Below are 22,596 nucleotides of genomic sequence, written 5' to 3'. Positions count from 1 at the left end.
CCGACGATTCGAAAGATCCAATACTTGCGCATGTTGCGATCACTGGATCCGATTCAATATCGACACTGGCTGCGGCAGGTACTGAACGAAGCGGATCTGTATCTCGCCTACTCACTGGTTTCTGAAGCGGCGATGTTCGGCGACGATCCTGCGGACCTGGGCAGCTTGGTCGACCACGGTCAGGCGCTGAGCGGCGCAGAACGGAGCATGGTGCTCAGAGCCTGCCGCAACGATCAGGTCAGTCGCACGATCATCCAGTTTCGAGCAAAGCTGCATGAGCGTGAGCACCGATTCTTCTTGGCGCTGTTGCTAAACGTGTTCGATCGCGACGACCTGCTCGCCGTGGTGGCACGCGAATTCAAAGGAGCTGACCCGGTCGCTACGCTTATGCGCTGGATGCGCGAACTGACCGGTCAGACCGACCGGTATCCGAATCTACAATAGCCAGACTTCAACGAATTGGCCTTGCAAGTACTAGAACACTTGTTGCGCGAGCTCGACGAGGCAGAATCCCTTCGCTGCCTGACCTTAGACTTCGGCGAGGCTGCCATTAGGGCAGAGTGTGAGCAAGTCTTGGCCCTGCGGCATGCATTGCAGCAGTGCCCGCTCTTTCATCACTTGTTTGCTCGCCCATGACAGCATAAATTGCCTCGTCAATCTTGGGCAGCGGTGGCAAAATCCTCGATCAGCCGCTGCTCCAGATGCCAACATGCCCAACGCTTTGAACTTTGCTCAGCAACAGATAGAGCCCGAGCTCGACCACCCCCGCCCCGAGCGCCTGATCCGCGGCAACCCGGAACGCAAGACTTGGCTGCACTATCAAAATGCGTCGGGTGAGGTATTTGCGGGGGTGTGGTCATGCGAGCCAGGCGCCTGGCGAATCGAAATGGGCGAGCGCGAGGACGAACACTTCTTTGTGACCGCCGGCGCTTGTGTGATCACGGCGGACGATGGCCATGCGGTGCGTTGCGAAGCGGGGCAGTCCTTGGTGATCCCGGCTGGTTTCAAGGGCACCTTTGAGGTCCTGGAGCCGCTGACCAAGCATTTCATGATTGTCGACCGAGCCAGCTGATCAAGCCATTGTCCAGTGGACAAACGCCTCGGCGAGCCACGCTGCCAGCGTGCGCCCAGCCCGAAATTGGGCGCCCTTCCGCCGTTGTCCGAATCAGACAATCAAGCGGTGGTTTGAATCACCTGTTCGGCGCTTATGCTGCAATCGAATACAGGTCTTGTCGCACGTTTCTGAAGCGCTAGGCTAGAGGCTTCCCTCGACCAGCGACCCCTTCGAATGTCCGCCAGCGGTTCTGTTTCTCGCCCTGCCTCATTGCTCGTCATTTTCGGCGCAACCGGCGATCTCGCCGGGCGCATGTTGTTGCCCTCACTGTATGGCCTGCATCGCGATGGGCTGCTGGCGACAGACTTCCGTTGCCTCGGCACCGCCCGCAGTGATCTCGATACGGGTGCATTTCGCGATCAGGTGCGTCAGCATCTCGAGAAGCGCGTCCCAGTGGCCGACCGTGATACCGACAGCGTCGCACGCTTTCTCGATCGGCTCGAATACCAAGCGGCCGATGTCGCCGATAGTCAGTCCGCGACTGCACTCACGGAGCGCATCAAAGCGCTGCGCACGGGCGATGTGCTCTATCACCTGTCGACCGCACCGCGCTTTTACGCGCCGATTTGTGCGGTGCTTGGTGCCGCGCGGCTTGCCGGCGCCGGTACGCGCGTGATGCTCGAAAAGCCGATTGGCCATGACTTGGCCAGTGCGGTCGCGATCAACGATGGGGTCACGGCGACGTTCGATGAGTCACGCGTGTTCCGCGTCGATCACTATCTCGGCAAGGAAGGCGTACAGAATCTTTTGGCGCTGCGTTTTGGCAATGCGCTGTTTGAACCACTTTGGAATGCGCGCCATATCGAGCAGGTGCAGATCACGGTTGCCGAAACGATTGGCGTCGAGGGTCGTGGTGACTACTACGATCATTCCGGCGCGAGTCGCGACATGCTGCAAAACCACTTGCTGCAACTCGTGTGTCTGACGGCAATGGAACCACCATCGCAGTTCGACCCAAGTGCGGTTCGGAACGAAAAGCTCAAGGTCCTGCGCTCGCTGCGTCCGATTGAAGTGGCCGATATCCCGAACAACAGCGTCGCCGGTCAGTACACCGCCGGTGCCGTTGACGGGGTCGCTGTGCCGGGATACCGAGACGAACTCGGCCGTGCCAGCAACACCGAGACCTATATCGCGCTCCGTGCCCATGTCGACAATTGGCGCTGGTCGGGTGTGCCGTTCTATCTGCGCACCGGCAAGCGCATGGCGCGACGCGCCACCGAAATCTATCTGCAGTTCCGCGCCGTGCCGCACTCGATCTTTGCGAATAGCGGTGCCGCCGTCGAGCCCAACGCACTGATCATCAGCCTGCAACCGGAGGAGCGCATTGAGCTTCGCCTGATGCACAAGACGCCAGGCTTGGATCGGAATGGCCTGAAGCTCGCGCAAGTCGCGCTCGATCTGGAGACCAGCGACGCGTTCAAACAGGCGCGGCGTCGCCTCGCCTACGAACGCCTCTATCTCGATGCGATTGAGGGCAACGGTACCCTGTTCGTCCGTCGCGACGAAACCGAAACGGCCTGGCAATGGATCGACGGCATCCTGGATGGCTGGCAGAAACTCGGCATCTCGCCGAAGTCCTATCCAGCCGGCACCTTTGGCCCGAGCAGCGCGGTCGCGCTGACCGAGCGCCATGGTCACAGCTGGCGGGAGTGAGGGCGAACCATGAGCTTCAAACTGATTCGGCACGCAAATACGGAGACGTTGATTGAGCATTTGGCCAGCAGCATGGCCGAAGACATCGACCGCGCGCTCACGCTCCAGGGTCGTGCGTTGCTCGCGCTTGCTGGTGGCCGCACGTCACCACCGGTGTTCCGTCGACTCGCCGCGCAGTCGCGAGCGTGGTCCAAGGTGCATGTGGTCCCGAGTGACGAGCGCTGGGTGAATCATGATCATCCAGACTGCAATCTGCGCCAGATGCAGGACGCCTTCGTTGGCGCTGAAGGCATTCGCTGGTTGTCGTTGACCCCCCTACAGTGCGATGGCCCCGTCAACGCGGATTTCGGCGAAGCGAGTATGCGCGCGCACCCCGAGGCATTCGATCTGACGATGGTCGGCATGGGCGTGGATGGCCACTTTGCATCATTGTTTCCAGGGGCCCCGACGCTCCCGCATGCCCTCGACCTACACCACACCAAGTGCTGCATCGCGATTGAACCCAATCCGATGCCCGCCGCTGGCCCGCATCAGCGCGTCAGTCTGACCTTGAGCCGGCTGCTGCGCAGCGACCGGATCCTATTGGTCATCACCGGCACCGACAAACTGGCGGTGCTGGAGCGCGCGCAACATGGCGATCACAGTCTGCCAGTATCCGCACTCCTCGCCGCCCACCATCCTGCCGCCGAAATCCACTGGAGCCCCTGATGTCGCTGCATCCTGTAGTGGCTGCGGTCACCGCCCGCATCGCCGCGCGAAGTCACACCACGCGTCGCGCGTATCTGGACCTGATCGAGCGCGCCCGCCAGAAAGCGCCCGCGCGCAGCAAGCTCGCGTGCGGCAATCTGGCCCATGGCTTTGCGGCAGCCCGCGAAGACAAACCGAGTCTGCGCGAAGGCAGTGGCGTGAATGTGGGCATTGTCACGGCCTACAACGACATGCTCAGCGCGCATGAGCCACTCAAGCACTACCCCGAGCTGATCAAGATGGCCGCGCGCAATCTGGGCGCCAGCGCGCAAGTGGCCGGCGGCGTGCCAGCAATGTGCGACGGCGTGACGCAGGGCCGCACGGGCATGGAGCTGTCGTTGTTCTCGCGCGATGTGATCGCGCAGTCGACCGCCATTGCGCTCTCGCACGAAATGTTCGACGCGGCGCTGATGCTCGGCGTCTGCGACAAGATCGTCCCGGGCATGTTGATCGGCGCGCTCCGCTTCGGTCATTTGCCCGTGATCTTCGTGCCGGCGGGCCCCATGCCATCGGGCATTCCGAATGCCGAGAAGGCACGCGTGCGCCAAGCCTACGCCGAGGGCAAAGCCACCCGTGCCGAACTGCTGGAAGCCGAGGCCAAGTCGTACCACAGCGCTGGCACCTGCACGTTCTACGGCACCGCCAATTCCAATCAGATGCTGATGGAGGTCATGGGCTTGCACATGCCAGGCACGGCCTTCGTCAACCCAGGTACGCCATTGCGCGACGCGCTGACGGTCGCTGCCGCAGAACAGGTCTGCAAGGTCACTGCGCTGGGATCGAATTATCGTCCGCTGGGTCATACCGTCGATGCGCGTGCACTGGTCAATGCGATGGTGGGCCTTGCGGCGACGGGTGGCTCAACGAATCATGCGATCCACCTGGTGGCCATCGCCCGTGCGGCCGGCCTGATCATCGACTGGGATGATCTTGATGAACTGTCCCAAGTCACGCCCTTGTTGGCACGCGTGTATCCCAACGGTCAGGCCGATGTGAACCACTTCCAGGCCGCTGGCGGCCTAGGCGTTGTCATTCGCGAACTGCTTGACGCGGGGCTATTGTATGAGGATTTGCTGTGTGTGCATGGCGGCAATCTGCGCGATCAAGCAGAGGAGCCCAAACTCGATGGCACGCGCCTGATCTGGCAGCCTGCGCCGGCGCAATCAATGGACCAAAGTGTGCTGCGTGGCGTTGCCGAGCCGTTCGATCGCGAGGGTGGCCTCAGATGTCTGCGCGGCAATCTGGGCCGCGCGGTGGTGAAGATTTCTGCAGTCAAGCCCGAGCATCGCGCGTTAACCGCGCCTGCGAAAGTATTCGAGTCCCAGGACGCACTGCTCGACGCGTTCAAGGCCGGGGCGCTCACGAGCGATTTCGTCGCGGTGATCCGTGGCCAGGGCCCGCGTGCCAACGGCATGCCCGAACTGCACAAACTCACACCGACACTGGGCGTCCTCCAAGATCGCGGCCAACGCGTCGCCCTGCTGACCGACGGCCGCATGTCGGGTGCTTCCGGCAAAGTGCTGGCGGCGATTCATGTGGTGCCGGAAGCGCTCTGCGATGGCCCGATCGCCAAATTGCGCGACGGCGATTTGATTCAGATCGATGCCGAACACGGGGTACTCGCCGTCCACGTGGATGCGGCCGAATGGGCGAGTCGGACAGCCGTCGTGGTCGACACGGCGGGCAATGCTGAAGGGCTGGGTCGCGAATTGTTTGCGGGTCTTCGGGCACAGGTCAGCTCGGCCGAAGAGGGCGCGTTGTCGTTCCCGCTGCCTGGAGCTCACGCATGAGTCTGGCGATGATCGCCGACATCGGTGGTACCAATGCGCGTTTCGCGCTGACCGACCTCCGCAGCCCCGAGCCCGTCATGATGATGCAGCGCTCGCTGAAGAACGCCGAGTTTGCGAGCCTGCAGCATGCCGCCGAACACTACCTGGCCGAAGTCGGCCAACAGCCGGCACGAGCGGCGATTGCGGTCGCCTCGCCAGTCGGCAACGACGAGATTCGACTGACCAATCGCGCGTGGTCATTCAGTCGCGCTGAACTGGCCAAAGCACTGAAGCTCGACTCGTTGCTGCTGCTCAATGATTTTGGCGCGGTGGCGTGGGCCGTGCCGGCATTGCGCGGCGGCGATGTCATCAGCCTGCATGGCGATGACGAAGCGCCGCTCTTTGGCCCGGTGTCCGTGCTGGGTCCGGGCACCGGGCTTGGCGTTGCGATGCTGGTCGGCAACGCCGATCGCGGTTTCGAAGTCGTTGAGACCGAAGGCGGCCATGTCAGCTTTGCGCCGCTTGGGGACGAAGAACAATCCATCGCGCGCTGGATGACGGCGCGGTACGGTCGCGTGTCGACTGAGCGATTGTTGTCGGGCGCCGGACTCGCACAGATCGACGCCGCGTTGCAGGCCGGCGACGACTTGAGCAGTGCGCTCGATACCCGCGCGAAGCTCCGTGAGCCGGCACAGATCGTCGAGGCCGCACTGGATGGCCACGATGTGTTTGCCCGCCGCACTCTGGCGCGCTTCTGCGCGGTGCTCGGCAGCGTGGCAGGTGACTGCGCGCTGATCCACGGTGCGCGCACGGTGATGATTGCCGGCGGGATCGTGCCGCGCTTTGTGCCGTTCCTGCGCAGCAGTGCGTTTCGTGAACGGTTTCTTGCCAAGGGCCGCTTTGCAGCGTACCTGGAAAACGTCAATATTCGCGTGATCACCCATGCGTATCCGGGCTTGCTCGGTGCCGCCGTGGCATTGCGTCAACCGCCAGGGCGCCAGTGACTGCGGAGCGGTATATCAGTTCAATCTGTCGCGACGCGTCATGATCTTGCGCGCGCTCTGCCGAAATTAGAGGAATCGACGATGCCTTTCACCTCAATCCAAGCTCGCACCGACGCTGTCGACGCCATTCTGACGAAGGCGCCGGTGGTGCCGGTCATCGCGATTCAACATCTGGATGACGCCATTCCGCTCGCCCGCGCGCTCGTGCAGGGTGGCCTGCCCGTCCTGGAGATCACGTTGCGCACCGAGGCGGCGCTGCCAGCGATGCGCGCGATCGCCGAAGCCGTTCCCGGTGCAATCGTCGGCGCCGGCACGGTGTTGAATCCGGACGATCTGCACAACGTTGTTGCAACCGGCGCCCAATTTGCAATTTCGCCGGGCGCGACCGAGGCGCTTTACCAGGCGGCCGCGGGCATCGACATGCCGTGGATTCCGGCGATCGCGACGGCTTCGGAACTGATGCAAGGGCTAACCCACGGCCATCGCCGCTTCAAGTTCTTTCCCGCCGAATCCGCAGGCGGCGTGGCCGCATTGAAGTCGCTGCACGGCCCTTTTCCGCAAGCCAAGTTCTGTCCTACGGGCGGCATTGACCCGGCCAAGGCCCCCGCGTATCTGGCGCTGCCGAATGTGATCACCATTGGCGGCTCATGGATGTTGCCGGCCGATGCCCTGGCCAGCCGTGACTTTGCCCGGATCGAAGCACTGGCCCGCGCTACGGCGGCCATTCGAGGCTGATACACGACCAGCCAGAAGATATTTTCGGCAGCGTGTCGTACTGCCACCCCAAACATCGCTCGTATCGTTAAGGAGGGTCTGAATAAGTCCATCCTGGACTTTCAGACCCGCACTGAGTCCGGCACATGTCCGGACTCAGTGCTCCAGAATCAAGCACTTGCGTGCTTGATTCTGGGCGGGCCATCCATGGCCCGCGTCGCCTCTGAACTTGTTCAGAGACTCCTTAAACGTCCTCAGGCCGGCCATCCGGCTTGGTCTGAGTGCCGTTGACACGCGAGCCTGAGTGACGATCGCCCAGGCTCTCCGATTCTCGACGCGGAGGTGGGCATGGGCGGTTCATATGGTGAGTGGTTAGGCATGGCTAGTCGGCCGTTGGCCATGGCGCTAGCGCTGACTTGGACGTGCACCGAGGCATCCGGTAACGTGCTGACCTTTCCCGGTCCTGGCGCCTGCAGCGCCAGCTTTAACAACTGCATGCAGGCCGCTGCGGTCAACGATACGATCGAAATCGCAACCGATTCGCCCATATCAGGCCCGTTACTCAGTACCACGAAGGCCCTGACCATTCGGCCTGCGCCCGGATTTCGACCAACATTCGCCGAAGGCGTCACGTTGCGCCTGTCGGTGCAGGCAGGCCAAGGTGGGACCATCCGGGTCGAGGGCCTTCGGTTCCAGCGTGGCTCGCTCGTGGTGGACTCATTCGCGCCGGTCCAAGTTGATCTGCTGAACAACCACATTGAAAGCATCCAGGACAGCAGCTATTCCGCTGGGATCTGGATCATCATGCCCGGTCAAGTCGCGGCTGGCACGGGCGCGATGCACGTCGATATCAGCGGCAACACCATCCAGGTAGATGGCGGCGCGAACAGCAGCGGCATATTCATTTCGCGATCCCCCAGCCCAGAAGAATACCCTTACCAATTGCGCGTTACCGACAACCGAATCATCGCCCGCGGTAGCAGCCAGGAAAACGGTAGCGGCCTGGGTCGCACGGGCATCGTAGCGAGCGACGACGGCGGCATCGACAATCCCCTTCGGATCGAGCGCAACCAGATTCTGGAAGACCCGGACAACGGTGATGGCTCGGCGCGATTCTGCTCGGGCATTCGGGTGAACGCGAATCAACAAGCCGCAACTACCGCGCGCATCGCCAATAATCTGATGGTGCTGAAGCCGAGCTGCAGCAGCTTGAGCAGTGGTATCTGGTTGAATGGTCATCCGGACAACTTGGTTTCGGCGCACATTCTGAACAATACGATCGTGGCCGCACAGAACGGCATTCGACTCGGCAGTACGGGTTGGCCCAATTCGCCGCAGTTCCACTTTCAGGTTCTGATCGCCAACAATCTGATTCGTGATGCCCCGGGATTCGGCGTGGTGGTCGAGCCGCTTGCCGCAGACAGTATGGTCAGCAATCAGAACAACGCTTGGTTTCAGGTCGCCGGCTACCAGAATTTCTCCCCGGCGCCAGGCTCGATCACCAGCGATCCGCAGAGCCTGCCCCCGCGTCATCGACTGTCCAGCACCTCTCCCCTGCGCGAAACCGGCGATGCCGCCGTCTACACGTCAGGGCTCACCAATCTCGCCGCTGAGGCGCTCGATGCCGATGGCCTACGGCGCACCAAGTCCAGCCAGATCGATATCGGTGCATTCGAGTTCGGCGATGCCACGTATCGCATCGATTTTCCAACCAGCAACCCATCCGTGCTGTATCTGCTTGATGTCGCCGGCTTGAATGGCTTCGCGCAGGCCATGCTGCATTTGACCCGCTCGGATGGTCGCAATCTCGACGGCTATGTCGGCGTTCCGAATCCGCTCAGCACGTACTATGAAGTCGGGAGCCAACGCTGGCACGTGCGGTCTGAAGACGGCAACGTGTTGCCGCCAGGCGGTGGCCTAAACCTGTGGGCAGCCACTCCAGGGTCGACGGCCGACCAGTATTTCGTTGGCCTGAACAGCCTCACCGAACCCAATGCCGCCTTGCTGCCCGACGCATGGGCCAGCCTGCCGAGCGACTATCTATTCCTGGTTGCACCGACGCGCGGCGTTGGCAACGTTGCGTTTGTCGACACGCATCCCGTAGCGGCGCGGCAAGTGAACGGCCAATGGCATTTGAGCAACACCGACGGCGTTGGCATCGAGATCGGCAACGCCTTTGTCGTATATGCGCAGGCACCCGGCCACAATGCATACGTCCATACAGTGAGCGATGCGAACCGCCTCAGTGGTACCGTCTCACGGCTAGACCATCCGTTGCTCAATGGCCTGCCGTGCGCGGGCGTGCACGTCGGCGTGAACGGTTCTGGGCTGATGCCCACACGCGATGTGTCGGCGCACTACGATAGCAACACCGGCTTTTGGCAGCTGCACCTGGAGGCGATCGGACCCATGTTGTTCAATGGCAACCGCTACAACATCCTGATCGACCCGCGACCGAGCGATGACGCATGCCGCGTGCCACTGCTGACCGATGGCTTCGAGGGCAACTGAGATGCACAGCGCGCACGGCAAGTTCTACCAACTGCAACATCACGTTCGAGGACGCCGCGATGACCGAGACTGATGGCCAGACTGAAGCGACTGGCAACCTGCGGCATTGGTTCGAACGCTGCCTGCAGCAACCCGCGACTGATCGGCTTGCCTGGCTGGCCAAGCAGGACTTGCCGACCCCAATCAGGCAACGCTTGCTCAGCATGCTCGATGCCGACGCCGATACTGGCACCAGCCCGGGCGAGCCAGTGCGCGAGTGGTTCTTGTCTGAGCAAGAAGAGGACTGGTTCGACCCGAAAGGCCTGGTCGGCAGCAGCATTGGTGGCTTTCAGATCGAACGACTGATTGGCGAAGGCGGCATGTCGTGCGTCTATCAGGCAAGTCGGATCGGTGCTGATTTTGATCAGCGGGTCGCGCTGAAAGTGCTGCGCAGTGGCTTGCATTCGCGGCTCGAACAGCGGCTATTTCGGCGTGAGCGGCAGGTCTTGGCGAGCCTCAATCACCCCCACATCGCCCGCTTGATCGATGGTGGCCTGACCGAGCGCGGCGAACCGTTCCTGGTCATGGAACTCGTCGACGGCGTCGACATACTGCGCCACGCCGACACGGCCCGCCTGACCCCGAGAGCACGCGTACTGCTGCTGATGGAGACAGCGCGAGCGGTCGATGCCGCGCATCAGCAATTGATCGTGCATCGGGACATTAAACCGTCGAACATTTTGGTTGATCGTCAGCAGCAAGTGAAGCTGCTGGATTTTGGCATCGCCAAATTGCTCGACCAGGACGAGATCATGACGCGCACTGGCGCCGGCATGATGACACCGGCCTATGCCGCCCCCGAGCAGAAACTGAATCAACCCGTGAGCACTGCGACCGATGTTTTCGCCCTCGGCGTGGTGCTTTGGGAACTGCTGCTTGGCAGTCGACCCGATGCGCATCCCAACACGCAGCGTCCGTCCGAGTTGGCACGGCTGCAGGCGACATCCGTACACACCGAACACGAGTCGCGACAGCTGCAACGGCTGCTGCGCGGCGACCTTGACAACATTCTGATGAAGGCGCTCGACCCCGAGCCGCGGCTGCGCTATCGCGATGCGGGCGCTTTCGCTGATGATCTGCAGCGATTTCTGGACGGCCAGGCGGTGCTCGCGCATCCACCATCGCGCTGGTATCGCGCGCAGAAGTTCGTGCAGCGGCATCGCGGCGCTGTTGGCCTGACGGCGCTGCTGACGCTTGGCTTGATGGGCAGTTGGGGCGTGGCCCTCTGGCAGGCCGGCATTGCTCGCGAACAAGCGATACAGGCGGCGAGTCAGGCGGCACGGGCCGATGCCGTCAAGGATTTCATGCTCGGCATTTTTTCAGCGGCTGAAGCCCGGCTACCAGAGCCGGAACGCCCCACCGTTGCCGACCTGCTCGCGGCCGCGAGTACCGAACTGCAGCACAAACAAACATTGCCGGCGGCCGATCAGGCGGCGCTTTACTTCGCGCTGGCGCAAGTCAGTACTCTGGTAGATGATGATGCCGCCACGTTGTCGTCGCTCGATCAGGTTGATCGCCTCATTGCGAACGATCCCTCGCAGCAACGACTCTGGCTCCGGGCGCAAGCAGCGCGCGCCGATGTGTTGATTCGCCGCGATCAGATCGATGCGGCCGCCGCCTTGCTGCAGCCGATCCGCAACGACGTTCGCATCGAATCCGATGCGGCAACCATCGAGGGTTTGTTGGCACTGACCAATCTGGCGCAAGCACGCGGAGACTTCGTCGTGGCGCTGGCCGAGGCGTCAGAGGCCGCCACCATCGCACCGATGGTGTTTCAGAGCGATCGCCCGGAGCGTCTGCGCCCGTTGACGTTTCTGGCCGGCGTCCAATCCCGAATGGGTGATCAGCTTGCGGCTCGACACACCATGCAGACATTGGTGACCGCTTGGCAGCAACAGGCATTACCACAGGATCTGGAGTACAGCCGGCAACTCGCCGTTTTGGGCATCATCGACTTGCAGCTTGGCGATGCCGAACCCGGCATCAATCAACTCGAATCCGCGATCGCGCTTCGTCGGCAGATCATTGCGGGCCCCAATCGCGAAACCGCGTCCTATCTGAACAGCCTCGCGGCCGCCCAGCGTGCGCAAGGCCAGCTGGCTGACGCAACAGCCAGTGCCGAGGCCGCTCTTGACATGTTGCAGCGCCTGGACGGACCCGATCATCGGGAAGTGTTGTCGACCAAGCTGGTACTCGCCGGCCTCTTGGGGGAACAGCAAGGCCCGGAGTTGGCCATTCCGGCCTATCAGGCTGTCCTGGCGAGTTGCGAACGCGCACAGTTGATGTCGAGCGAGCCCGATTGTGCGATGGCGTGGAATAGCTTGGGGAACGCGTACCTGCGCGCGGGCCAGCTGGCTCTGGCCTTGAACGCGACCGAGCGCAGCAAGTCTCTCCGCCTCGCGATGCTCGGGGCAAATGACCCGAACTACGCGATGTCGCTGGCCGGCCATGCCGCCGTGTTGACAGCAATGGGCCAACATCAGGCGGCACTGGACGAAATCGATCAAGCCCTCCGCATTCGCGCCGACAAAGGTCTGTCAGAGAGTTTCGCGAGCGGCATGATCATGGCGAGCAAGGCCCGTGTGCTGCTCAGACTCCAGCGGGGCGAAGCAGCGCTCGCAACCATCCGACCCGTGGCGGCAATCTACGCGCGCAATGCGCCGAACCATGCCGCGCGCCAGTTCGAATGGCAGGCGATTCAGGCGCTCGCCGAATGGCAGCTCGGGCAAACAGAATTGGCGCGCACGCATGCCCAGTCGGCGTTTGCGTTGAATGTCAAACCCGCGTTGCGGGACGACTCGCAATGGCAACCGCTCCGCGCGCTCTTGGCCACATCGGATTGACCAGCCATGTTCACAGTGGGTGCTCAGGAACCAACCAGACGTTATCCTCAACCGATGTCCGATGCTGCCGACGCCTCATTGCCACTCGATGTCGCCACGCTCTATCAAGAGCTCAAGCGCCTGGCGCATGCCGAGCGCCGACGCGGCCACGCGGTGACGTTGAACACCACCGCGCTGGTGCACGACCTCTATCTCGATCTGGCTGCTCGCAACACGCTGCAATTTGAGAGCCGGCGACAGTTCTACGCGTATGCCGCGAAGGCGATGCGCCACTTGCTGATCGATCAGGCGCGGAACCGGGCGCGCTTGAAGGCGGGCGGCGAATGGCAACGCGCCGATTGGGAGGACCTGCCGTTCGATCTCGCCACAGCGCCGTTGCAGGATGCGCTCGAACTCGACTCGGCGCTGCAGGCCCTGAGTCGCGAAGACCCCCGCGCCGCCGATGTGGTGGAGCTACACGTGTTTGCCGGCCTGTCGATCGAACAAATCGCCGAACTGCTCAACGTGTCGACTCGCACCGTGGATCGCGATTGGCGCTTCGCACGGGCGTTTCTGAAAACCGATTGCGGCGACTAGCGCGACGCTGATCGACCTCAGGGTGGCTGCAAGTAAGCGCAGACCAAGCCAACCGGACTCACCCAGCCAAGCGCTGCAGGAACAGTCCCACAAGATACGCGCAGTAGGTACCCAGGGCGTAGCCGAGCACCGCGAGCAGCACGCCCACCGGGGCCAGCGCCGGATGGAACGCCGAGGCAACGACCGGGGCCGAGGCCGCCGCGCCGATATTCGCCTGCGACCCCACGGCCAAAAAGAAGGCGGGCGCCCGCAGCACGCGCGCCGCGATCAGCAGCACGAGCCCGTGCGTCAGAATCCAGATCGCGCCGAGTGCAAACAGCCAAGGCTTGTCGAGCAAGGCCTTGAGGTCCATGTGCATGCCGATCGTCGCAATGAGGAAATACAAGAACGCCGTGCCAATTTTGGACGCACCCGCCCCTTCCAGGAGCCGCGCCTTGGTCAGACTCAACATCACGCCGAAGGTCGTCGCCAACACGACGAGCCAGAAGAAGCCGGACGTCAGACTGTAGTCCTGCAGACGCCACGACGCGGGCAGACTACCGATCCACGCAACAATCGGCCCGGACAAGAAATGCGACAAGCCCGTCACCGCGAGCGCGATGCCCACGATGACCATGATGTCGGCGAGCGTGGGATTCCGCTCATGCTGGGCCTGAAAGGCGCTCAGGCGGGCCTGCAGCGACTCGATCGCGCTCGTATCGGCACCGACCCAGCGATCAAATTTTGCGGCCCGACCAGCGAGGATCAACAACCCTGCCATCCAGGCATTCGCGACCAGAATGTCGACCGCGACAAACTGGCCAAACAGTGTGGCATCCACTGCGAACACTTCCTTCATCGCTGCCTGATTGGCGCCACCGCCGATCCAACTGCCGGCGAGTGTGGCCATGCCGCGCCACGTATCACCTGCGACAGTTTCTGGATGGATGAAGCGCAGCATCAGAAACGACACCACCGCGCCGAGCATCACGCCCGCCGTGCCGGCCAGAAACATCAGAATCGCCTTGATTCCGAGTCGTGACAAGCCTTTGATATCGATCGCCAAGCACAGCAGGACCAGCGAGCTCGGCAGCAAATAGTCGCGCGCCATCGGATACAAACCTGACGTCGCACCATCGATCACGCCGGCGGTATTCAAGATCGCCGGCAATAGGTAGCAGAGCAGCAAGGCCGGCACGACGCCGTAGAAGCGTTTCCAGAAGCCGCTTGGGCGACTACTGCTCCAGAATACGACGCCCAGAATCGCGGCGAGAATGCCGAGCACGACGGCATCCTGTTGGATGAGGGCCGTGCTCGCGTTGATGGTTTCGGAAGAGGTGACAGTAGCCATCTCGACAGGTTACCCGAGATGAGTTCATCGGATCGTGAGGATCACCAGGCGTGACGCAATTTACTCGAAGCCATCGGCGAATAGGGCGTACAGGCGATGCGAATCGATATCGACAAAGACATCGCTGCTGTTGTTGGTGTCGCCGGGATCCAAGTTGCTGGCGCTGGAGTCGAACACGAGCACGCTGCTGTCGTCACTCTGACTGGTCACACTGCCAGAGACCAGGTTGCCCTCCGCATTCGCCGGACTTCGGCTCAACCGTACAAAGCTCGCACTGTTCGCCTGCCACAGCCAGGCCTGTTGCGAACCGCCAACCTGAGCACTGCCACATTGCATCAGCACGTTCGCCGACAAGTCGACTTTCGGTTCCTCGCAGACGGTCGCACCCGGCGGCACCGGGACACTGAACGTGGTCTGCGCTTGCCGATCGCGAACGAACACCCGGCTGCCACTGATGCCAGCGCCAAGTTGAAATGAGCGAAACGCGACGTATCGACCGTTGCTGGAAATGGACGCCTGATCGGATGAGCCCGTGAATGGCGCGCCATTGCTGAACTTGCTGATCAGGCTCGTGGTACCGGCCGCGCGATCGCGAATGAACACATCCTCCAGGTTGCCGGGATTAGCGCCGTCGATTTCCGCATCTGCAGAAAACACCAGCAACTGGCTATTGGCCGACCAGGCTTGATTCGACAGGAACCGACTCGCACCCGGAATCGGGACTTCGCTTGAATCAACGCTCGCGCGCTCAACACTGCCAATCAATCCCCCGTCGACACTGACCATGAAAATATCTGGACTGTTGTTGGTGTCGTTGCTGACCAGATTGCTGGCATCCGACCAGAAGGCCACGTAACGACCATCAGCCGATATCGACGGTGTGCGTGACGCCCCATTGGGAGCAGCACCGCCCAGGCCGCTACTGACCAGCCGCGTGTCGAAGCCCACTTCATTCTGCGGCAGATCAATCTGGTGACTCACATAGATATCCGCAAAGCTGCCATGGTTGCCACCCAGGTTGCCAGCGAGCGTCTCGAACGCCACGACCGTGCCGCCGCCCGAACTCGACGGCGCAATGGTATTGCCGGTTCCCAACGCACTCATCGCCAACACGATCGATTCGGCCGCGGGCGTCGCCGCGTCGGTATCGGCTCGATAGAGATTGGTTGCGCCATTCGCCGGCGGCCCGAGGTTGGTGGACGTCGATACGAAGAAGATGTATCGACCATCTGCCGACACCGCCGGATCACCAGCCCCCGCGAGCAGTTGCGCCGCAGTCACCGGATTGAGGATTCGTCCCGCGAGCACACGCTCAGCGTGAACCACCGGCACCAACAAAATGGACATCATCACAACGACAATCTTCTTCATAAGGGTCAACACTCGCAGTCAGGAAGTCACGGGCCACTCGGAAAACAACTGGTTTCAACCAGCACATCCCTTTCGATGTCGAGCCCGACCATTGCATCCATGCTGATGCTGAATACGCAAAGACCCACTGCAGTTTGTCATTCGATCTCGTCTTCGGTAATCCATCACACATTACGGGCGCATTGCCGCGCGCGTGCCGACGCCAACAAGAGACATTCGCATTCTCTTTGCACGGATTTCCAGAAGTCTTCGTTTATTCGGATGAATGACGATCGGTGCGCTTGCTCACCGCGATTCAACCAACCATCGGAGCATCCGCGCACGGTCAGCAGAAATGTCTGAACACGCTTGATGCCAGTCAAATCCTCTGCAGCCAGATTCCGCCACGATTGTCACTGCCACTTCCGGAGCTTCATCCTATGACGTACTGTCTGCGCTCACGCCTGCTGATTGCCCTGCTCGCCGTGTCGGGTTCGGTGCTGCCTCCATTGGCCTTCGCACAACTGGACGACGCCACGGCCATCGGCCCGGTCTTCCTTTTCGAAGTGCCCGCACAGCCCATTGCCGGCCCCAAGGCTGCGCCAGCGTCCGGTGAGTTTTCGTTGATTAGCCAAGGCTACTTGAGCGTGCATTTTGGTTATGCGGGCAATGCCGGCACGCAGCCGTTCCAAATCACGATGGATGGCGATTCGGCCTATGTGTCGGTCGTGGGCGAAAACGTGATTCGGAAATTTCAACTGAATGACGCGGGCTTTGCGTTGACCCAGACTATCGGCGCGCCAGGAAGTGGCGCCGGCCAGTTCAATGGCCCCGAGCAAGTCGCGATCGTTGGGAATGATCTGTTCGTCGCCGACTTCAGCAATAGCCGAATTCAACGTTTCAACAAGACGACTGGTGCGTACATTTCGCAATTCGGTTCGTTTGGTACAGGGCTCGGCCAACTCAGCAGCCCTTCGGGATTGGTCTACAACCCGCGTAACGGCCGGCTCTATGTCGGTGAAGTCGGCAATGACCGGATTCAGATGTTCAGCACTTCCGGTAGTAGCTTGGGCGCCTTTGGCACGCCAGGCAGCGGCAATGGGCAATTGAACAATCCCTATGTTCTGGCCGTTGACAGTCAAGGCAACATCTACGCAGCCGACAGCACGAACAATCGCGTTGCCAAGTTCACGAGCAATGGCACGTGGCTGCGTCATATTGGCGTCGGGATTGCCGCGCCGCTGGGCCTCGCGGTCGACGCGGCCGATCACGTGTGGGTTGGGTCCAGTACCAGCAATGACCTGTACAACTACGACCACCTCGGCAACTACCTCGCCTACTACTACGGATCGGGGACCACTGGCGTAAACGGATACTTCGGCGGGCTGCGCGGCATCGCCGTCCAGCGCCCGATGGCCAGTGCGCCGTTCTTGGGACGCCCGGCGATCGTCGCGGTCGATTTGGATGCGGGCACGCTGCAATCGTTCGAAGCATCGGCACAACCGACCGCACATGCGGCCAGCGGCAGCCTTACCAGTATCGGAACCTTTCAAGGCCAAATTGCGGTTGATGCCCAAGGCAACGCCTACATCACCAGCCATTCCGCCAATCGCGTCTACAAGTATGACCGCCTTGGCAATCTGGTGACGTCTTGGGGTAGCACGGGAACCGGCAATGGCCAGTTTGGCGGTGCCTACGGCATTACAGTCGACGACTCGGGCAATGTCTACGTCGCGGATCGTGGCAACAATCGCATTCAGAAGTTCGACAGCGCCGGGTCTTATTTGCTCCAATGGGGCAGTACTGGCAGCGGCAACGGGCAATTCAACGGCCCTGCGATGTTGGCGACGGACGGCAGCTGGATCTATGCGACCGATGAGTCCAACCATCGTGTCCAGAAGTTTTCGTTGACCGGCACCTATGTTCGGCAATGGGGCACAAACGGCACGGGCAATAGTCAATTTCAGAACCCCGCCGGCATCACGGTGGATCGTCATCGTGGTCAAGTCTATGTTGCCGAATTCACCGGCAACCGTATTCAGCAGTTCAGTGAGTTTGGCGACTTTGTCAAAGTGATTACCGAATCAGTGTCTGGTACTGGTGCGCTGAACGGCCCCCGTGGATTGACGACCGACCAACGTGGCAATCTCTACTGTGCCGACGGCAACAACGCGCGCGTGGTGCAGTACAACGACAATGGCACCTACCTGGGCACCATTTCGGTGACGGGCGTGGCCAATGGGTTGGGCATGGACGCGAACATCGGTCGTCTGTACGTTGGTACCACCGGCGGCACCGAAGTATTCAAGTTTGGAGCGGTCATAGGCCGCAGTGACACACTTGGCGTCTATCGACCGAGTGCCCAGTCGTTTCTGATGCGCAACGTTTTGAACAGCGGGCCAGCCACCTTGTCTTCCACGGTGACCGGCGCGATCGCATCGGATCAACCGCTGGTGGGCGACTGGAATGGCGATGGCATCGATACGCCAGGCCTGTTTCGCACCACCACTGGCACGTTCTATCTATGGGACCGTTGGGCCAACGTCGATGTGGCGACGCCCGACTACAGCTTCACGTTTGGCGGCAGCGGCAACACGGCCTTCGTGATCGACTGGAATGCCGATGGCCTGGATGATATCGGGCTGCACGAAACCGCAAGCAACACGAACTACATCCGCGATCGCTTTTATGATGGCGTTGCCGTATTCGCGTACAGTTTTGGCAGCGCAAGTGATATTGCGCTCGGTGGCGATTGGAACGGCGATGGTTGGGCCACACCGGCGGTGTTCTCACCGGCATTCGGACAATTCACGCTGAGCAATGCACTCTTCACGGGTATCATCCCAGCGTCGGGCACCAAGTCCTTGGGCCCGGTCAACGCCAAACCAGTAGTCGGTGATTGGGCCCACGCGGGCTTCAAGCAGGTGGGGTCGTTCCACGGCCCAACGGCAACGTTCACTCAAGAGGGCGATGGCACGACACTGAGTTTTGTCTACGCGCCGTCAAACCCTGGCGTGTTGTTCAAAGATGGCTTCGAGCAACTCGGGGCCGACTCTGTGAATGACATTCCCCTTGGCGGCACATTTGGTCCGGCGCTGGAGTAGTTGAGGCCGGCCCGTCAGTTCGTGGCACGCCTGGCTCAACAGGCGTGTTCGCGAGACGAGTTGGTGGGCGGGTCATCCTTGACCCGCTTTACCTTTGGACCAGATAAGCAGCGCCTTAGGGAGGGTCTGAACAAGTCCATCCTGGACTTTCAGACCCGCGATGAGTCCGGCACGTGTCCGGACTCATTGCTCCAGAATCAAGCACTTGCGTGCTCGATTCTGGGCGGGCCATCCATGGCCCGCATCGCCTCTGAACTTGTTCAGAGGCTCCTTAGCTGCCGTACTTCACCGAGCAGCCGTAAGGCTCGGAGACCGACACGGACACTGCCTTGCCCGCACCCATTTCGCTGAGCGCCTGCGTCACATATTGCGTGGCGCCCGGAATGTCTTCGGAATCGGCACTCGGCACCGAGTCGATCGCGCCCATGTACTGCAGCATGCCTTGTCCGTCGATAACGAACATATGCGGAGTCGTCCGTGCGCCATAGGCATGCCCAACCTTGCCATCGGCATCCAGCAGATACGCCGTTGGCTTGGCCCCCGACTTCGCGAGCTGCGCGTTTGCGCCAGCACCGTCCAGGTTGCCTTGCTTGCCCGGCGCCGAAGAGTTGACGCTCAGCCAAACCACGCCCTTGGCGGTGGCGTCGGCCTGCTGCTTCTGCATGTTGCCTGCGCCGTAGTGCTTCTTGACGAACGGGCATTCAGGGTTGTTCCACTCCAGCACGACCGTCTTGCCTTTGAAATCAGCCAAGGAATGCGACTGGCCATTGGCATCTACCACCGTAAAGTCTGGCGCGGGCTGCCCGATGGCGGGCTTGGCATACGCACTACTGACGCCGAGCGCACTAACAGCGGCGAGCAGCGCAAAGGTCGAAACATTCATGATCAGACTCCTTTCAGGTTCAAGGTTGGCTGGTTGAGATTGGCGCTTGAAAGCGCCAGGCGTGTTTGGTAGTGGCATCGGTCAGCACGACGTGCATCTGCTCGGGCGCAGCGCTGAAGTATTCGCTGCGATCGAATTGCAATACGAGTTCGTTTCCGTCGCGGCGCATCGCTGCGGGTTTGTGCATCACGAGCGCGCGCTCCTCGACGAACGCATCGAGACGAGCCACATCCGGCAACTCAGCGGCGGGCAAACGCACCCGAACCGCGGCATCGGTAACGTTCGCGCTGCCAACAGCCGCGACCGGCAGTGGTTGCATCATGCGCGCCTGATCGAACAGCGGCTTGGCCGCCGCATTGGGCCGCAACGCCGTGACGGTTTTCGTCAACGGCAAGCGCAAACTGAGCTCGGCCTTGCCAGGAATGCAAATGGACTCGCAGGCCAACCACTTCGCGGTGCCTTCAATCGTAATGTCGGTACCGACGACGGCGGGGTCCACGCTGAGCCGCATCGGCAACAGCAAGTCATCGCCATAGCCAAAGTTGTCCAGCCCTTCGAATACAAATCGCTTCGGCGCCGGCCATGAAAACTCGCTCACGCGCACACCCTCGGGCAATTTCCAAGTGATGTTGGTGACCATGCCGGAGTCACCCGGGTTGCGCCAATAACTGTGCCAATGCGGCACGTGCTGGAGCCTGAGGCCAATCGTCATGCCACCGCCGATCAGCGCATGATCGACCGCCGCGATCAGCTCGGCGCGCACAGGCAGCGTGGGGACCTCAGCGGCCATCGCCAGCGAACTGCCAAACAGGTTGAGACCACCGGCTACCAAGCCGATCGTTGTTGCGTTCAATAGCCATCGCACATTCATGGAACTTGCAGCACTCCAAACGCATGGTCACGGCGTCGTGATGGTGGAAATCGATGCGTCAAGATTGCGGCTTGTGGCGTCAAAATCTTGTGCATGGTCGATTTTGGTGCCGGTGCCAATCGGCTACCCGTGCCAAAAGCTCAGCTTACGCCGAACCGAGCCCCGCGCGAGCCGAATGGTTGCCCGGTTGACGTGGTTTGCCTCACCATCAATCGACGCAGTTCAGGCCGGCCGCCACGGTGAGCCGATCGATCGACCACGTACCGCTACCAAATCCTTGGCCAAAGGCGTAGTCCACCTGTCCCTTCATGCAGGAATCAAAGCGAATCTGCATCGTACCGAGGACTGGATTTTGAATATCCGCTGGATTGAAGTTCGGCAGGAAGCGCCCGCCTTGCGCCTTGATGACTTGGATGGTTGCCAGATTGCCGCTGTAGGTGCCAATGCCACCAAACCAAGCCTGCTGACCGTCGGGTGTGAACGTGAACCACCACGCAAGCAGGCGGTTGTCGGGCAGGATTTCGATCAGCATGCCGTGCCCGGGTTCCGCCTGATTGATCCATGTACCGGTATATCCCGCCGTGATGCCCGCCTTGGGTAGATCGATCCGACTGAGGCCCATACCAAGCTCGTTGTTCTCGCTCAGCGGATACGCGACATAGGCAGCGTGATCCGACACCGCCAACGCAAGGTAATCGCCGATGAACTGCGAACCGATACCGCCGAATGGCGCCCAGCGTGTGCGTGCGGAGTCGATTGGCTGCGTGGTCAGCCGGGTCTCGGTGAAGCGCTGCCCGCGATCAGCGGAATACGCATACCACACATCGATGAGCGCAAATCCATCCTGATCCAATCCCGGATGCTCGCGCGTGTCGAACCACGCCAGATGCACGCCACCGCGGGCATCCACTTCGATCCAAGGCATGAATTGATCGCCTGGCACGTCACCATCGCCATTGACGATCGAACCAGCGCTCCAGGTCAGCCCGCCATCATCGGAATAGGTCAGGAGGATGTCGACATCAAGCTGATTGCCCGACTGCGCGGTCACATCGTTGTAGACCCCATAGATCCGGCCACTCGTCGGGTCGATCGCGTGCATCAGAAAGATGGGCGCCCGGAATTCACCCGGAATCGACGTCGTAATCGACAACGATGTGGCCGTAGGGGTCGCCACAATGACCGGTGCTTGCAGCGTCAGGCCACCATCGTCGCTCGCAACGAATGCCAGCCGGCCGTTGTCGAAGTAGGTCAGCGTCAATCGGCCATTGCGATCCACTCTAGGCTGATAACCAATCGTGCCCGGCAACGGCAACGAGGATGCAATCGTACGACCACCATCGAGACTCCGACTGAGCAGCCGGTTACCCGCGTTGTAAGCCATGTACAGCACGATTTGTGACGCGTTGCCCGGCGCCGGCCCTGCGGCCATCCAACCTTTGTCGACGCTCGTTTGCTGAAGGAGCCGCGTGCTGGCCTCGAACGGCGCGCCGTCTACACCGTGCCGACTGGACCACAAGGTGTTGTCGCTCCCAAGCGTGAACGAGCGCGTCATGGCGGCGACGAGCACTTCATGCGTGTTGGGCAAGATCGCGGTCATTGGATCGAATGTTGGCGCCGCAGCGCTGACTTGGGAGGGCTTCGGCAAATCCCCCGACTGAAACGTATTGCCGCCATCCATGGAACGCGCGTAGGCAATGCGCGTGTCTGTAACACTGCCTGGACGACCGTCCATCCAAACCAAGGTCAGCTGATCGGTATCAGCCGAGTTGCCAACCGACTGCGCCACCATGCTCGGCTCCCACGCCTGCGCACCCGTGATCCTTGCATCGACGCGCTTCTGCAAACGTACCGCGGCGTTGTCTGCCAAGACTGGCAACGCCGTCGGCATGCTTGCGTTGGTGACTACCAGAGCGTTTGCCGAGCATGGCGGCTCGGGCCCGAATCCGGGCCCGAGGGCGCGTTGGCAACCCGCAAGCATGAGTGTCAGTGACAACAACCAGACAGCTTGCATCCGAATGCTCATCGTTCACCTTTGCGCCCGTTGCAAAGCGGCATGCTAAGGCAGTCCACTCAAGATCGCGAGTG

The 22,596-nt window shown here is 61.3% G+C and carries 16 protein-coding genes; 11 read left to right on the top strand and 5 right to left on the bottom strand.

Annotated features, from left to right (window positions below):
• Positions 1–30 precede the first annotated feature (30 nt).
• The 10 genes from C7S18_RS02275 (at position 31) to C7S18_RS02230 (ending at position 12,970) form a co-directional block, all read left to right on the top strand.
• Positions 31–444 carry a hypothetical protein gene (locus C7S18_RS02275; protein ID WP_106890018.1) on the top strand — a complete coding sequence of 138 codons (414 nt, stop codon included), beginning with the start codon at positions 31–33 and terminating at the stop codon, positions 442–444.
• A 265-nt stretch (positions 445–709) separates the two neighbouring features.
• Complete coding sequence (locus C7S18_RS02270) at positions 710–1,072, top strand: cupin domain-containing protein (RefSeq protein WP_106890017.1); 363 nt, start codon at positions 710–712, stop codon at positions 1,070–1,072.
• A gap of 294 nt (positions 1,073–1,366) precedes the next feature.
• Entirely contained in the window at positions 1,367–2,767 is a 1,401-nt protein-coding gene (zwf, locus tag C7S18_RS02265; RefSeq protein ID WP_240623968.1) for a glucose-6-phosphate dehydrogenase, read from the top strand.
• A gap of 9 nt (positions 2,768–2,776) precedes the next feature.
• Positions 2,777–3,475 carry a 6-phosphogluconolactonase gene (pgl, locus tag C7S18_RS02260; protein ID WP_106890015.1) on the top strand — a complete coding sequence of 233 codons (699 nt, stop codon included), beginning with the start codon at positions 2,777–2,779 and terminating at the stop codon, positions 3,473–3,475.
• On the top strand, positions 3,475–5,304 hold the full coding sequence (edd, locus tag C7S18_RS02255; RefSeq protein ID WP_170113061.1) for a phosphogluconate dehydratase: 1,830 nt from the start codon (positions 3,475–3,477) through the stop codon (positions 5,302–5,304). The genes pgl and edd overlap by 1 nt, the downstream gene beginning before the upstream one ends.
• The gene (gene glk, locus C7S18_RS02250) at positions 5,301–6,287 is read left to right on the top strand and encodes a glucokinase (protein WP_106890013.1); all 987 of its coding nucleotides are present in this window, start codon (positions 5,301–5,303) and stop codon (positions 6,285–6,287) included. Before edd ends, glk begins: the two co-directional genes overlap by 4 nt.
• Positions 6,288–6,368: 81 nt before the next feature.
• Complete coding sequence (locus tag C7S18_RS02245) at positions 6,369–7,022, top strand: bifunctional 4-hydroxy-2-oxoglutarate aldolase/2-dehydro-3-deoxy-phosphogluconate aldolase (RefSeq protein ID WP_106890012.1); 654 nt, start codon at positions 6,369–6,371, stop codon at positions 7,020–7,022.
• A 327-nt stretch (positions 7,023–7,349) separates the two neighbouring features.
• Entirely contained in the window at positions 7,350–9,512 is a 2,163-nt protein-coding gene (locus tag C7S18_RS02240; RefSeq protein WP_146151719.1) for a DUF7452 domain-containing protein, read from the top strand.
• 59 nt (positions 9,513–9,571) lie between these two features.
• Positions 9,572–12,394 carry a serine/threonine-protein kinase gene (locus C7S18_RS02235; RefSeq protein ID WP_170113060.1) on the top strand — a complete coding sequence of 941 codons (2,823 nt, stop codon included), beginning with the start codon at positions 9,572–9,574 and terminating at the stop codon, positions 12,392–12,394.
• Between the two features lie 54 nt (positions 12,395–12,448).
• On the top strand, positions 12,449–12,970 hold the full coding sequence (locus C7S18_RS02230) for an ECF-type sigma factor (protein ID WP_170113059.1): 522 nt from the start codon (positions 12,449–12,451) through the stop codon (positions 12,968–12,970).
• 58 nt (positions 12,971–13,028) lie between these two features.
• Here the strand turns inward: C7S18_RS02230 and C7S18_RS02225 are convergent, their stop codons facing one another.
• Complete coding sequence (locus C7S18_RS02225) at positions 13,029–14,273, bottom strand: DUF819 family protein (protein WP_276309434.1); 1,245 nt, start codon at positions 14,271–14,273, stop codon at positions 13,029–13,031.
• Between the two features lie 87 nt (positions 14,274–14,360).
• Positions 14,361–15,671 (bottom strand): TolB-like translocation protein, encoded by a 1,311-nt coding sequence (locus C7S18_RS02220; protein WP_106890007.1) that lies wholly within the window; start codon positions 15,669–15,671, stop codon positions 14,361–14,363.
• A gap of 419 nt (positions 15,672–16,090) precedes the next feature.
• Between C7S18_RS02220 and C7S18_RS02215 the strand changes: the two genes are divergently transcribed.
• Positions 16,091–18,754 (top strand): SMP-30/gluconolactonase/LRE family protein, encoded by a 2,664-nt coding sequence (locus tag C7S18_RS02215; RefSeq protein WP_146151718.1) that lies wholly within the window; start codon positions 16,091–16,093, stop codon positions 18,752–18,754.
• A gap of 271 nt (positions 18,755–19,025) precedes the next feature.
• Here C7S18_RS02215 and C7S18_RS02210 read toward each other — a convergent pair whose 3' ends face one another.
• The 3 genes from C7S18_RS02210 to C7S18_RS02200 all read right to left on the bottom strand — a co-directional run bounded on the left by C7S18_RS02210 (position 19,026) and on the right by C7S18_RS02200 (position 22,522).
• Positions 19,026–19,637 (bottom strand): thioredoxin family protein, encoded by a 612-nt coding sequence (locus tag C7S18_RS02210; RefSeq protein ID WP_106890005.1) that lies wholly within the window; start codon positions 19,635–19,637, stop codon positions 19,026–19,028.
• 19 nt (positions 19,638–19,656) lie between these two features.
• On the bottom strand, positions 19,657–20,508 hold the full coding sequence (locus C7S18_RS02205; RefSeq protein WP_106890004.1) for a protein-disulfide reductase DsbD domain-containing protein: 852 nt from the start codon (positions 20,506–20,508) through the stop codon (positions 19,657–19,659).
• Positions 20,509–20,716: 208 nt separating this feature from the next.
• The gene (locus tag C7S18_RS02200; RefSeq protein WP_146151717.1) at positions 20,717–22,522 is read right to left on the bottom strand and encodes a sialidase family protein; all 1,806 of its coding nucleotides are present in this window, start codon (positions 22,520–22,522) and stop codon (positions 20,717–20,719) included.
• Positions 22,523–22,596 lie beyond the last annotated feature (74 nt).

Origin of the sequence: Ahniella affigens (assembly GCF_003015185.1) — a bacterium.
GTDB classification, from domain to species: Bacteria; Pseudomonadota; Gammaproteobacteria; order Xanthomonadales; family Ahniellaceae; genus Ahniella; species Ahniella affigens.
Note: the sequence above shows the minus strand (reverse complement) of the source record. Positions and strands in the feature narration are given on the sequence as shown.

Excerpts from the sequence above, each read along its gene's own strand:
- C7S18_RS02275 (WP_106890018.1), top strand. The coding sequence starts at position 31 with ATGTTGCGATCACTGGATCCGATTCAATATCGACACTGGCTGCGGCAG.
- C7S18_RS02270 (WP_106890017.1), top strand. The coding sequence starts at position 710 with ATGCCCAACGCTTTGAACTTTGCTCAGCAACAGATAGAGCCCGAGCTC.
- zwf (WP_240623968.1), top strand. The coding sequence starts at position 1,367 with ATGTTGTTGCCCTCACTGTATGGCCTGCATCGCGATGGGCTGCTGGCG.
- pgl (WP_106890015.1), top strand. The coding sequence starts at position 2,777 with ATGAGCTTCAAACTGATTCGGCACGCAAATACGGAGACGTTGATTGAG.
- edd (WP_170113061.1), top strand. The coding sequence starts at position 3,475 with ATGTCGCTGCATCCTGTAGTGGCTGCGGTCACCGCCCGCATCGCCGCG.
- glk (WP_106890013.1), top strand. The coding sequence starts at position 5,301 with ATGAGTCTGGCGATGATCGCCGACATCGGTGGTACCAATGCGCGTTTC.
- C7S18_RS02245 (WP_106890012.1), top strand. The coding sequence starts at position 6,369 with ATGCCTTTCACCTCAATCCAAGCTCGCACCGACGCTGTCGACGCCATT.
- C7S18_RS02240 (WP_146151719.1), top strand. The coding sequence starts at position 7,350 with ATGGGCGGTTCATATGGTGAGTGGTTAGGCATGGCTAGTCGGCCGTTG.
- C7S18_RS02235 (WP_170113060.1), top strand. The coding sequence starts at position 9,572 with ATGACCGAGACTGATGGCCAGACTGAAGCGACTGGCAACCTGCGGCAT.
- C7S18_RS02230 (WP_170113059.1), top strand. The coding sequence starts at position 12,449 with ATGTCCGATGCTGCCGACGCCTCATTGCCACTCGATGTCGCCACGCTC.
- C7S18_RS02220 (WP_106890007.1), bottom strand. The coding sequence starts at position 15,671 with ATGAAGAAGATTGTCGTTGTGATGATGTCCATTTTGTTGGTGCCGGTG.
- C7S18_RS02215 (WP_146151718.1), top strand. The coding sequence starts at position 16,091 with ATGACGTACTGTCTGCGCTCACGCCTGCTGATTGCCCTGCTCGCCGTG.
- C7S18_RS02210 (WP_106890005.1), bottom strand. The coding sequence starts at position 19,637 with ATGAATGTTTCGACCTTTGCGCTGCTCGCCGCTGTTAGTGCGCTCGGC.
- C7S18_RS02205 (WP_106890004.1), bottom strand. The coding sequence starts at position 20,508 with ATGAATGTGCGATGGCTATTGAACGCAACAACGATCGGCTTGGTAGCC.
- C7S18_RS02200 (WP_146151717.1), bottom strand. The coding sequence starts at position 22,522 with ATGCAAGCTGTCTGGTTGTTGTCACTGACACTCATGCTTGCGGGTTGC.